The sequence below is a fragment of the Psychrobacter sp. P11G5 genome, from assembly GCF_001593305.1.
Taxonomy (GTDB): domain Bacteria; phylum Pseudomonadota; class Gammaproteobacteria; order Pseudomonadales; family Moraxellaceae; genus Psychrobacter.
Genome location: NZ_CP012533.1, coordinates 2,097,472 through 2,110,458, shown reverse-complemented (window position 1 = coordinate 2,110,458; position 12,987 = coordinate 2,097,472). Strand labels below are relative to the sequence as shown.

The 12,987-nt window shown below is 40.2% G+C and carries 12 protein-coding genes; 2 read left to right on the top strand and 10 right to left on the bottom strand.

The features are described 5' to 3' along the window. Window positions 1-238 precede the first annotated feature (238 nt). From hscB to AK825_RS08495, 6 genes are all read right to left on the bottom strand, one after another. On the bottom strand, window positions 239-820 hold the full coding sequence (gene hscB / locus AK825_RS08520; RefSeq protein ID WP_068036267.1) for a Fe-S protein assembly co-chaperone HscB: 582 nt from the start codon (window positions 818-820) through the stop codon (window positions 239-241). A gap of 130 nt (window positions 821-950) precedes the next feature. Next, window positions 951-1,271 (bottom strand): iron-sulfur cluster assembly protein IscA, encoded by a 321-nt coding sequence (gene iscA / locus AK825_RS08515; RefSeq protein ID WP_025653020.1) that lies wholly within the window; start codon window positions 1,269-1,271, stop codon window positions 951-953. 295 nt (window positions 1,272-1,566) lie between these two features. Next, window positions 1,567-1,977, bottom strand: coding sequence for a Fe-S cluster assembly scaffold IscU (gene iscU, locus AK825_RS08510; RefSeq protein ID WP_068036265.1), 411 nt, complete (start codon window positions 1,975-1,977; stop codon window positions 1,567-1,569). 163 nt (window positions 1,978-2,140) lie between these two features. Continuing rightward, entirely contained in the window at window positions 2,141-3,367 is a 1,227-nt protein-coding gene (locus AK825_RS08505; RefSeq protein ID WP_068036263.1) for an IscS subfamily cysteine desulfurase, read from the bottom strand. Beyond that, window positions 3,364-3,873 carry an Rrf2 family transcriptional regulator gene (locus tag AK825_RS08500; protein WP_068036260.1) on the bottom strand — a complete coding sequence of 170 codons (510 nt, stop codon included), beginning with the start codon at window positions 3,871-3,873 and terminating at the stop codon, window positions 3,364-3,366. The genes AK825_RS08505 and AK825_RS08500 overlap by 4 nt, the downstream gene beginning before the upstream one ends. 409 nt (window positions 3,874-4,282) lie before the next feature. Beyond that, the gene (locus tag AK825_RS08495) at window positions 4,283-4,927 is read right to left on the bottom strand and encodes a hypothetical protein (protein ID WP_068036259.1); all 645 of its coding nucleotides are present in this window, start codon (window positions 4,925-4,927) and stop codon (window positions 4,283-4,285) included. A 698-nt stretch (window positions 4,928-5,625) separates the two neighbouring features. Between AK825_RS08495 and AK825_RS08490 the strand changes: the two genes are divergently transcribed. Together AK825_RS08490 and AK825_RS08485 are read left to right on the top strand one after the other, a co-directional pair. Then, window positions 5,626-5,898, top strand: a complete 273-nt coding sequence (locus tag AK825_RS08490; RefSeq protein ID WP_025653024.1) for an HU family DNA-binding protein — start codon at window positions 5,626-5,628, stop codon at window positions 5,896-5,898. A gap of 309 nt (window positions 5,899-6,207) precedes the next feature. Next, window positions 6,208-8,082, top strand: coding sequence for a SurA N-terminal domain-containing protein (locus AK825_RS08485; protein ID WP_068036256.1), 1,875 nt, complete (start codon window positions 6,208-6,210; stop codon window positions 8,080-8,082). 200 nt (window positions 8,083-8,282) lie between these two features. On the opposite strand, the gene purH is transcribed toward AK825_RS08485, so the two are convergent. From purH to prmA, 4 genes are all read right to left on the bottom strand, one after another. Next, entirely contained in the window at window positions 8,283-9,863 is a 1,581-nt protein-coding gene (purH, locus tag AK825_RS08480) for a bifunctional phosphoribosylaminoimidazolecarboxamide formyltransferase/IMP cyclohydrolase (RefSeq protein ID WP_068036254.1), read from the bottom strand. Between the two features lie 294 nt (window positions 9,864-10,157). After that, entirely contained in the window at window positions 10,158-10,415 is a 258-nt protein-coding gene (fis, locus tag AK825_RS08475) for a DNA-binding transcriptional regulator Fis (RefSeq protein WP_068039245.1), read from the bottom strand. 244 nt (window positions 10,416-10,659) lie between these two features. Next, window positions 10,660-11,856 carry a DUF3426 domain-containing protein gene (locus AK825_RS08470; protein ID WP_068036252.1) on the bottom strand — a complete coding sequence of 399 codons (1,197 nt, stop codon included), beginning with the start codon at window positions 11,854-11,856 and terminating at the stop codon, window positions 10,660-10,662. Window positions 11,857-12,057: 201 nt separating this feature from the next. After that, on the bottom strand, window positions 12,058-12,984 hold the full coding sequence (gene prmA / locus AK825_RS08465; RefSeq protein ID WP_068036249.1) for a 50S ribosomal protein L11 methyltransferase: 927 nt from the start codon (window positions 12,982-12,984) through the stop codon (window positions 12,058-12,060). Between the last annotated feature and the right edge of the window lie 3 nt (window positions 12,985-12,987).

Sequence of the window (12,987 nt, the reverse complement as noted above, 5' to 3'; positions counted from 1 at the left end):
AAGTGAAATGGAGCAAATAAAAAAATATACACTATTATAGTTTAACCGCTGCAATCCCGCTTTCAAAATAGAGGAGGGTGGCGGTTAAAAGTGCTTAAAATAAGAGATTATACGGTATCGTTGGTACTATTTTAACTATCATTTTGGAATAGTGCTTTTAAATGAGATTTATATGTTAAAAGCACTTATAAATAAACCTTAGATATAAACTAAGTCATAAAGCTTATAAATCGGCTATTTAAACGTATAAATCATCGTCATCTGAATGTTCAGCAGTTACTACTTCATCAAGGCCAGTAGTAACGTCAGCATTTAGCTTTACTAAGAACTTCAGCTTTTGCGTCGCATCGATCGCCGTTTGCCAGTCTTGACTTTGGTATGCAGTGCTAAAACGCTCAGACTGTTTAGCGAGACGCTGCGTAATCTGCGGATGTAGTTGCTGTAGGGTCGCAAGATCTTTATCTTCAATCGCTTCGTCTAAATCAATACGCATCTGCATAGCATCTTCTAAGAAGTCTAAGTCTGCGATTGAATGCTCTAGATTTTGTGCTTGATCTGCCATATCTAACAAATAGCTAGCACGACTATCAGGCGTACTTAGCGTTTGATAAGCTTGATTAATCAACGCTGAAGCTTGCTCAGACTGCTGTTGCGCTTGTGCCGTATCTGACAAGTTTTTTGCGACATTATCAGGGTGATAACGTTTTTGTAGCAGACGTAGACGCTGATCGAGACTGTCTTGATTGACTTCAAATTGTACAGGCTGCTCAAATAGAGCAAAGAAGTTATTAAACTGTGCTTCTGCTGTAATGTCTGTCATATCATACGCCTTGCATTTTTATTTGTTTTTTCAAAACTTTGTCTAGTTGAGGACTTTTTTACGGATTGGTTCGTAATACTGAGTTAATCGCTCACTACTGTCTACTATTAAACTCACAAGCGTTGATACCTTAGACTGTAAAGGATTCACCGCAACCACATTCACCTTTCTGATTCGGGTTAGTAAACTTAAAGCCTTCGTTTAAACCTTCTTTTTCATAATCCATCAACAAGCCATCTAAATACACCAAACTTTTAGGATCAATAAAGATACTGACGTCACGACTTTCATAGCGCGTGTCATTTTCATCAGGCGTATCTACAAACTCTAAAACGTAAGCTAATCCTGAGCAACCCGCTGTACGGATACCAACTCGAATACCTTCGCCTTTACCGCGATTGTCCAAAAAATCTCGAACATGCTGAGCGGCGCGTTCTGTCATTTCAATCATGCCAACTCCCATTGACTATCAATAATAAAGATATTAATTTAATAAAAAACTGTTTAATAAGAAACTATCAATAATGAATATAAATAAAATTCTGTATAAATGGGCAACTAGGATAGCAAGATTGCCGAAATAACATTTTAATAACTTCTGGTTAATAACTGCTAGAAAATAAAAGGTGACAATTACATAAGCGTTATTGTCACCTCTTTAGCATTAGTAGCTGTTCAATGTACTGCTACTAAAGTATGACTATTAAGATAGTGTACTTAAAAATACAATACTCACGCTAATAGGCTTAGCTAGTCGCTTCTTCTGTCACTACTGCAGCGCCATGTTTACCTTTATAGTCACTGATAGCAGCTTTAATAGCATCTTCTGCAAGTACAGAGCAATGCACTTTTACTGGTGGTAATGCAAGCTCTTCAGCGATATGGTTGTTTTTGATTTCGCCAGCTTGGTCTAGACTTTTGCCTTTAAGCCACTCAGTAACAAGTGAGCTTGAAGCAATCGCTGAACCACAGCCATAAGTTTTAAAGCGTGCATCTTCAATGATACCATTATCATCAACTTGGATTTGTAGACGCATTACATCGCCACAAGCTGGGGCACCAACCATACCAGTTCCAACGTTTTTGGCATTTTTATCAAGATTGCCGACGTTGCGCGGATTTTCGTAATGATCAATAACTTGGTCACTATAGGCCATGGGGTTTTCTCCTAGTTAGATGATGAGTAGTCAATTACTGACTTTAAATGTCTAACTACTCATCGATAATTGGGGTCAAACATTCAGTTAATAAAAACTGCATTTATAATTGTCTGATCAATCGTTTAATGGCTATGGTCTATAACCATATCGTTTTTTGGTTTTAGTGCTCAGCCCATTCGACTGAATCTAAATCAACACCTTCTTGATACATATCCCAAAGTGGTGATAGGGCACGTAATTTGTCAACCGCTTCATGCATTTGCTTGATAACAGTATCGATATCTTCTTCAGTCGTATAACGACCAAAGCTAAAGCGAATCGAACTATGTGCTAGTTCGTCTGGGCGCCCGATAGCACGTAATACGTAAGATGGCTCAAGTGTCGCTGACGTACAGGCTGAACCTGATGAGACGGCTAAGTCTTTTAGCGACATCATGAGTGATTCACCTTCAACAAAGTTAAAGCTGATGTTTACAATATTAGGCACACTGTGCTCAAGATCACCATTTAGGTAAATCTCTTCGATATCTTGTAGACCGTCCCATAGTTTCTGACGCAATTTTGCTGCATGAGCATTATCTTCTTCATAACGCTCATTGGCTAAGGCAAATGCAGCACCAAGGCCGACAATTTGATGCGTCGGTAGTGTACCTGAACGCATACCGCGCTCATGACCACCGCCATGTTGCTCTGCTTTTAAGCGAACACGTGGCTTACGACTGACGAACAAGGCACCGATACCTTTAGGACCATATGCTTTATGGCCTGAAAAACTCATCAAGTCGATTTTCATCTCTTGAATGTTAATAAGAACTTTACCAACAGACTGTGCGCCATCGACATGGAAGATAACACCAGCTTCACGGGTTATTTCACCAATAGTAGCTACATCAGTAACTGTGCCAAGCTCGTTGTTTACCATCATCAATGATACTAAAATCGTGTCATCGCGTAGCGCTTCTTTAACTTGCTCTGGCAAAATAAGACCAGTACTTGGTTGTGGCTCAAGATAAGTAATCTCAAAACCTTCTTGCTCAAGTTCGCGACAAGTGTCCAATACGGCTTTATGCTCGATTTTGCTGGTGATAATATGCTTACCACGAGACTGATAAAAATGCGCAGCACCTTTAATCGCTAGGTTGTCAGATTCTGTCGCACCTGAAGTAAAGACGATTTCGCGCGGATCAGCATTGATAACATCAGCAACTTGCTGACGAGCAGTTTCGACTGCTTCTTCTGCTTGCCAGCCATAGCCATGTGAGCGCGAGGCTGGGTTACCAAAGATGCCGTCTACAGTCAGATATTCGCTCATTTTAGCGGCTACTGATTTAGCAACTGGCGTGGTGGCGGCATAATCTAAGTATATAAGGTTGTTATGTTGGCTCATGCTGGGTTTGCCTCGCTGGTCGATAGGGTAATAGTATTAATGTCTTTTATGGAAATCTCTTTAGTAGAGTTTTGCTGACGCTCTGATACTGATTGCACATTTTCCATATCTAATAATTGCGCCAATGTTATATTTTTCAAGTACTGCTCAATATGATTGGACAGTGCACACCATAAATCATGGGTTAGGCACATTGTACCACCTTGGCAGTCACCACGTCCTTCACACTGCATGGCATTAACCGACTCGTCAACGGCAGATATAATACTCATTACATCTATCTCATCTAGGGGTTTGGCTAAATGATAACCGCCTGCAGCACCACGAATACTAGTAACTAAACCGCGTTTACGTAGTTTGGAGAATAACTGTTCAAGATATGAGATAGATATCGATTGCCGTTTTGCAATATCAGATAAGGATACAGCACTGTCTTGTTGACTGGTTTGTAACGCCAAATCTAGTAACGCGGTAACGGCATACCTGCCTCGAGTAGTTAAACGCATAAAATATCTCCAAGCTAATCAGTTATAAGCCAAATTCAATAACGAGCTTAGTATCTTTAGTACTCTAAATCATGAGTGATCTAAATCATGCAAGATTATTTGTGCAATACAGATATTAAGTATACTAAGTCAAACGTCATCGCTATTAAACAACAGATGGTTAACCCGATGTGTGCTGCGATAAAGTCATTATACTTAATCCTGAGTAATTTAGTCAAGATTGAAATGTCATAGAATGGTTAATCTTACCTATCACCACTATTAATAAAAGTAATTGGCTAAATAAAGCGGCAACGAAGTGGAAAAGCGCTAATGAGTGGTAGTAAAGGCTAGGGGTAAAAAAAACGCTCAATGACAGTTCGATGACTTCGTTGAGCGTTCTTGTAAAAACAAAGGTAAACCCCGAAGGTTAGTTCATTAGCAACGTGATAACAGCAACAATCGCCATAATAACTGAAGCAATTGTGATAATAGTAAGTGTCTTTTGCCTACTCTGTAGCTCTTTCACTGTAGTTTCAAATTCGCGATTTTTTATGGTCAGCGTATTAATTTGAGTCTGTTGTTCTGCAATACGCAGTTTATAGTTGTTCTTTTTTTCTTCCAACTCATCAGCGCTAGGTTTTTGCTTTGCATTGCCACCTTTAAACTTCTTAAGGATCCCTTGAATTAAGCTACCCAAACCTAGCTGAGTAATAAATTGTTTAACCAGTTGAACCTGAATAAGCTCACCACGCATTTGCAGTTTTTCAGTCGTTTCGCTGTCGTGTGAGGTTAAAGCACTTAAAACTTGAATGCTATACGCGTTAATAATAACGTCAGGCTCACTACGACCAACAGGTAGATTGGCATCTAGCAACACACCTTTATAGCTAAAAGTTGCAAAAATCTCTACATGAGGCAAATACAAGCGTAGACAGATAACAGTGCCCTGTTTAGCAAGCGGGTAAGCGGCTTTACGTAGCTCAGGATCTAAGCGTAACAGCAAGGTCAATGCTGACTCAGTGAACACTAGGATAATGTTGAGAAGAGAGTGAGACAACGTAGAACGCTTCATGTAAGTAATCCATTTTATTGGGCAAATTAAAAGTAAACATAAAATATGAGAAGCAGTGAATAACTGCAAATACAACATTAATTATAATTTGGTTTTTATAGCATATTATGTGATGGCTATCATAACGTTTTCATCATAAAAAGTAACGTATACCTATCTCAGTTAGCAAATTATTGCGATAAAGCCCGTTTTCTATACCTAGAGTTTTTGTAAGTCAAAGCTCTACTGTACTACAAATATGAACAAAGCCAGCTGAAGTAGCGAACACTGGCTAGTAAAAAGATATTATCAATTGTCTCTTCATAATATAGACTTTAATCGCTAATTTTGATTGAAAAATCAGTGATTTCGCTAAAATTAATGGTTTTTTTAAATAAACTATACGTTCTCTGACGTAAAATACATCTTGGCGACCTAAAAAACTAATATGCATTATGCGATGTTTTTGAGCAGTATCTGTGGGACAAATGACAAGTTACAGGTGATTTGCGTAACGTTAGGTGTCAAATACGTAGTTTCGCAGGCAAAAAAATGTAAAATCGCTTGCGCTCCTTATGTTGCCTTGATATAAAGACGTTAACAACGCGCAACCCGTAAATAAAAGCGTCAAAAGTGGTTTTTATTGCTTAAATCGTATGAGAGCGATACAATGCCTGACGTTAGCGTTTATTTCAGCCCTTAAACTTGAAGGAAATTGTATGAATAAGTCAGAATTAATTGATAGCATTGCAGACAAAAGCGGCCTAAACAAAACCCAAGCTGGTGATGCATTGAACGCCGTTATGGAAAGCGTTGGTGAAGCTCTAGAAGCTGGTGAAAGTATCTCACTAGTTGGTTTTGGTACGTTTAGCGTAAAAGACCGTAAAGCACGCACTGGCCGTAATCCTAAGACAGGTGAAGAGCTAAGTATCCCTGCAAGCAAAGTACCAAGCTTTAAAGCCGGTAAAAACTTAAAAGAGCGCTTAAACTAAGCCAATCTTAGCTTGTTAGTATAAATTTGCTGTTTAACTTTAGACAGTAAAACAAGCAATAAAAAGCACCTTTATATAGAGGTGCTTTTTTTATCGCTAAAATTTGTATAGCAGATGCTTGGAATATTTTGAGTCTAGACTAAAATTCACGTATCATAGGGCGCGCGTAACGCTATTGCTTTATCAAGTTACGGTTTTTACAAGCATCAAATAACATTGACATCATTTATCATGCCATTGTCTGTCCACATATCGCTGACATCGTTGCAATGGTTCTTCATCAATATAGGTTAAAAAGTAGAAATAACTATGGATAAATTGCGCGATTTTTTGAAAAGCTGGCCTGGTCGCATTTTATTGATTCTATGCCTATCGCCACTCGCTTTATTAGGCATCGAGAGCTACTTTCAGGGCAATGTTGACCCCAATCAAATAGCCCAAGTAGGTGAGGCAAGTGTGGGTTTGTCAGAGTATCAAAATGCAGTAAACAATCGACGCTCTGAGATTTTAGACCAAATTGATGACGCAAGCTTATTAAATGAAGATGTGTTACATGAGCAAGTGCTAAAAGGATTGATTGACCGCACCTTACTTGAGCAGCAAGCTGGTAAGCTAGGTATGACTGTATCTGATGACACGATCAATCGTCTGTTGCGTCAAGAGGACGCTTTTAAAGATGAAAACGGCGAATTCTCTAACGATCAGTTTTCGAACTTTTTACGTCAACGCGGCATGACTAAAGACCAACTGTTTGCTGAATTTCGTAATCAGTTAAGCCTAGATCAGCTCAATGCAAGTATCGTTGGTACTGCCATCTATCCTATGAAAGCGGTGAATCAGCTGATTGATTTACAGCTAGAATCACGCAATATCTGGCTACATCGTTTTAATTGGCAAGATTATCAGCAGAAAGTTAAGCTTAGCAAAAATGATATCCAAGCTTATTATGATGCTAATAAAGAGACGCTAAAGAGCGATGCCATGGTTGATTTGGCATATATTCAGTTAAGCCCTGCGACGATTAAGGTCGATCAAGTTACAGAAGAAGATCTGCAGCAGCAATATGAAGGCTATAAGCAAGGGCTTGCTGTGGTTGATGAGCGTAAGCTAAGTCAGATTCTAGTTACTGGTAATGATGCTAAGACGCGTGCTGATAAAATCAAAGCGCGTCTTGATAAAGGTGAATCATTCGCAGCATTGGCCAAAACAGAGTCAGATGATCCATCAGGCGCTACTGGCGGTGATATTGGACTTTTCAATCCATCAGTATTTGGTAATGATGCTGCTGCCGTTGAAACAGCGCTGCAAGGCTTAAGTGTAGGTGACGTTACTGCCCCTATTAAAACCAATTTCGGTTATCAGATATTTACGGTAACAGAAGACAATGGTAGTAAAATACCAAGCCTAGATAGTATGCGTGAAGAGTTAACAGCTAAGGCAAAGGAATATAAGCGTCAATCAATTTATGCTGATAAAGTAACAGCAATTAATGATTTGGCAGCAGATGGTTTTAGTATCGAAGATATCGCTCAGCAAGAAAACGTAGCGTTAAAACGTATTAAAGATTATCGTAAGAACAATAATACGTCAGTGTTGCCGCAACCTGCTGTCATCAAGCAAGCCTTTGATGAGTTTACTATCCAAGATCAGGCAGTAACGGCAGGTATTGAAGTAGGTAGCGGAACGGCATGGGTGCAACCAAGTAACTATCGTCCAACTCAAACTCTTACCTTGGCGGCTGCAACTCCAATTATTACCAAAAGGCTGCGTCAGCAAAAAGCCAGTGCTATGGCTCTTAAAGATGCTAAGCAGTTGGCTGCTGGGATTAAAACCGTGGCTGATATCAATAAGCAAGCAGTAGGTTTTCAGGCACTCGGTCAGGTTAATCGTCAAACAACGTTACTGACCGAAAAGGAACGTAGTTTAGCATTTAGTAAGCAAGCCTCTGAGAACGGGGTTGTAGCGTTGGCAAGTGAGACTGAGGTAGGTGCTAGTGTGCTGGTTGGCGATCGTATCGAGACTGAACGCCAATCGCAGTTGTCTGATCTAGAAAAAGCGCAAACAGCCTCAATTATCCGTGATAATTTAGGTCAAGATCAGCTGCAAGATTACTTAGATTATCTACGTCTGGTATATAAGGTTGAAATTAACGAAGCTAACATGGCAGGGGCACAAGGTCAGTAATAGTGCCATTGCTTTCTGTTGAGCTATTAATAAGTAACCAAAAAAATGTATAAAAATTCTTGAATAAAAAAGCCACTGTATTGCTACAGTGGCTTTTTTAATGAGCTATATTTTTGATAGTTTTATATATATCAATTAATAGCAGTACTTATATGAAGTGCTGCTATTAATACTGCTTTAGCATTTTGTACATGAAAGTTTTAATGACGGAAATGGCGCATACCCGTAAATACCATAGCAATACCATGCTCATTTGCTGCAGCAATGGTTTCATCATCACGCATAGAGCCACCTGGCTGGATGATAGCAGAAATCCCTACTGCAGCAGCGTTATCTATGCCATCACGGAACGGGAAGAAGGCATCTGAGGCCATGACAGCACCTTCAGTTGCTAATCCAGCATGCTCAGCTTTGATAGCAGCGATACGTGCTGAGTTTACCCGGCTCATTTGACCTGCGCCAACACCAATAGTGCGCTGACCTTTAGCATAAACGATAGCGTTGGATTTGACGTATTTTGCTACGTTCCAACTAAATAACAGATCAGCAATTTGTGCTTCAGTTGGTTGTACGTCAGTGACGATTTTCAAATCATTAGCAGTGATCAAACCGAGATCCTGTTCTTGTACCAACAGGCCACCGTTGACGCGCTTATAGTCAAGTTGGATGTCGCGCTGATCTGGTGCTGGTAGTTCACCGCAAACTAAGACGCGTACGTTTTTCTTAGTCGCAGTCGCTTCAAGTACACCTGCTTCAATACTTGGCGCAATAATAACTTCTACGAATTGATTGTCAATAATGGCTTTTGCTGCGGCAAGTGTTAATGGGCGGTTAAAGGCAATAATGCCACCGAAAGAAGATTCAGGATCCGTGCTAAAAGCAGTTTGATAAGCCGCTACTTGGTCGTTATCAATGGCGACACCGCAAGGGTTAGCGTGTTTGACGATTACGCAAGCAGGTGCACTAAATGCTTTGACGCATTCAAGGGCAGCATCAGTATCGGCGATATTATTATAAGACAATGCTTTGCCTTGTAATTGCTCGGCTGTTGCTATAGAAGCTTGTTTACTTTTTGAAGGTTGGCTTTCTATATAGAAGGCAGCATTTTGATGTGGGTTTTCGCCATAGCGTAGGTCTTGTGCTTTCTCAAGCTGCACATTAAACGTTCTTGAAAAATTCTCTGGCTGTTGAGTTTCATTGACACGACTACCCAAAAAGTTAGCAATCATCCCATCGTATTGTGCCGTATGTTCAAACGCTTTAACCGCTAAGTCATAGCGTAAGGCCGTTGTCAGTTCTGTGCCATTACCTAAGGCTACCAGTACTCGTTCATAATCGGCTGGATCGGTAACAATACCTACGTGGGCATGGTTCTTAGCAGCAGAACGTACCATAGTCGGACCACCAATATCGATGTTTTCGATAGCATCGTTCATAGTGACATCAGCACGAGCAATTGTTTCAGCAAATGGATAAAGGTTAACCACGACCAAATCGATACGATCAATACTATGCGAACTCATAATCGCATCATCTGTACCACGGCGACCTAAAATACCACCATGAATCTTTGGGTGTAGCGTTTTGACACGGCCATCCATCATTTCAGGGAAACCAGTATAATCTGATACTTCAGTCACGGCCACATTATGCTCTTTGAGCAAACGATAAGTACCGCCAGTGGATAGTAAGTCAAATCCTGACTGAATAAGCCCCTGAGCAAATTCTACGATATTGGACTTATCAGAGACTGAGAGTAGAGCAAGCGGTTTGGTAGCCATAAAAACGATTCCATAAAAAAAGCCCGACACAAACGTCCGGCAAGATAGTAGTGGCAGTCACAGATAGAGTTACGTCTAATCTATGAGTTGCCATGCACAATAATGATAAAGCTTAATAATTAAGTTTCAGTGTTTAGAGCTTAATGTTCGCAGCTAGCTATGCATTACTTAGGCATGACTAGCATTGAATGGATAGAGCTTCAAAAATCACGATGCCTATGATAAAACATCTGACCAATTTACACAAAACTCAATATCATTTTAGAGCATAAATACTAATTTCTATACAATCAACTACATTAAATCGTAGATTTTAAGTTTTTTGCGTAGTGTGCCACGATTAAGGCCCAAAATTTGAGCGCATTTGGTTTGATTTCCACGAGTTTGCTCAAGTACTACAGTTAGTAGGGGGAGTTCTACTTCTTTTAAGATGAGCTCGTAAAAGTCGGTTGGCATTTCATCATCCAAGGCCGCAAAATACTCACGTACTACGCGTTCAACATGCACACGTAAAGGCGCATTCGCTGGAGTAAGTGTCGTATCACTGTGCATATGATTGTCTGCGCTATCCAAACGATTCTGTGTATCAGTGGTTGGTTGATTAGTACTGTCCTGATCATCATAGTTGTTATGGCAATCAGGATGCTGGGCAAAACGGTTGGCAAAGGATTGAGCGGAGTGTGCCATAAGGTGATGTCCTTAAAAAAGTGTGATACGACAAAGGTCATAGACAAAAAGATAACTAGTCGCTCAACTGAATATTAATATAAGTATTAGGTTGGAGATATGAAGCTTTTTAATAAATAGGGTTGATAGTAACTTTACTAATATGATTGATGGTAACTGGTACTGTAAACATAAATGATTTGTTTTGTTCAGCGAATAGTAGATTTTGCTTACTTGCTAGATAGTCCTTTGGCAGCGCAATGAACTCTCCAGTTAGAGCGTTATTGTCATAAATGCTAACTTTGAGACTAGGTAGGAGCTGGGACTTTGTGCTTTGGTTTGCCAAAGTGGCTGTTATATCAGTAAATACATCAGCATCCATAATATCACTAGGTTTATAAACCAAATCAGTAATATCAAAAGCTGCCATGTCAGCACTAGGTAGGCTGCAAGCTGCGACTGCGCAAACTGCTTGTAAGCGTGCTGCATGCGCTGGGTTTTTGACTATGTTATCTAGATTAAAAATAACATATTGTGCAAACAATAGCATTATCAAGACTAAGCAGCCGGCTACCCAAAGGATCGAAGCGGCAGAAGTCTGTGCAAGAGTTTGTGATGGGTAGATACGTGACTGACCCTTGCTTATTTGCTTAGGGCTAATTTGAGTTTGATCTCTAAGTGGTACGCCCATGCTAGCTAATAGCTGCGATAAATCAGTGTCAGACTCTATCGTGTTTGTATCATTGTTTTGTTCTTCAAGGAGTTTTTCAAGCCATGCATTATCGTTGTCATTGGACATATTAATATTGTCGATAGAAGCATTGATATCATTAGCGGCGACTGAACCAATATTATATTGAGGCCTAGTGTTGACAACATAATCTGATTCTTCAAATAAAGTATCTTGATCGTTAGGCTCGATATTAGACTGATTATCCACAGTAGTGGCTGGTTTAGAGTCTGTTAGTTCAGAATCTAGATTTGTAGTATCCAGCTCAGAAAACCATGCACTCATTTCATCTAGCGAGTTATATTCTGAGTTTGACTCTTCAATATCGTCAACGGGCATATCATCATAGATAAGAGTATCAGAGGATAAAAAATTATTATCCTGCTGAGAATTATTATTTTTGCTTTTTTCAAAAGAGGTGAAATTGCTATCGGTATTTGAACGATCATCACCAGAGACCACAAGATTTTCATTTACTAAAAATACTTGTTGACAGCGTCCACAGCGCGCTTTCGCATTTAACTCATTTAATTGAGCTTGCGGTAAACTAAAGTAGGCTTGGCAAGAAGGACATTGGGTTTTGATGAGCGTGGTCATGTAATTGAGTCCAAAGAAATACGATAGTAACTATCGCGCATCCACTCACCAAAACCTGTCTTATTTTTTAGATATTATTAGGCATCTTTATAGCGATAGACAATAGGGGAGCAGCGTTAAGTTTGCAAAATTCAACTGACTGCCTATCGTAACAGATGTAATAAAGTGTTGCTAGTGTGTAAACAAAACTATTAGGTATTGCTACTGTGTAAACGTTCCTGATAAACGTTGCCAATGCTGATCTTCTTGAGCAGTGAAAGCATGTTTAGAATCAAGGGCAAAATAAGGCTTGTAAGCTTCTGAAACTTGCTCAGTCTGTGACTCAATTAATCCTGCTAGAACTATGCGTCCTTGTGAGGCAATTAAAGTTGCAAAGTAAGGAGCTAAGCCGATGAGGGGCTTGGCTAGAATGTTGGCTACAATAACATCCACTGGAACGACATCATGTTGTACGCAGTAGGCCACGAAATCTTCTGGCAAAAATGCTTGCAAGTGTTCATCAACATTATTGCGTGCAGCATTTTGGTTAGTAGCCAGCACCGCCTGCGGATCGATATCGACCGCATAGACATGTTTGGCACCTAATAGCAATGCGCCAACACCTAAGATGCCTGAGCCACAACCATAATCGATGACGACTTTATCTTGTAGGTCTTGTTCAGTCAGCCAATCTAAACATAGGCGTGTAGTGGCATGGTAACCTGTTCCAAAGGCAAGTCCCGGGTCCATAATAATGTTAATGGCATCTGCATCAGGTGGCGTTAACCAGTTTGGAACGATCCATAAGCCGTTAGCGCATTCGATTGGATGATAGTGAGTCATCCATTCGCGCTCCCAGTCTTTATCATCAACAGCGCTCAGCCAAATGCGACTGGCCTGTACTTGTGCTGCAATCTCATGACTTAGTTGCTCAACAGCTTGTCGACTCCCAATTTCGGTAGTAGCATCAAAGAGACCAGTCAGTATTACTTCATCCCATAAGGGTGATTCGCCCGGTAATGGTTCGAACAAAGGCTGATCACCTGCATCGTCTAACGCAATAGATAGGGCGCCTGCTTCTAATAACAGCGCTTCTGCAAGATCGACGTTTGCTTTTTCACATTGTAGGTGAAGTTGTTGCCATGCCATAAA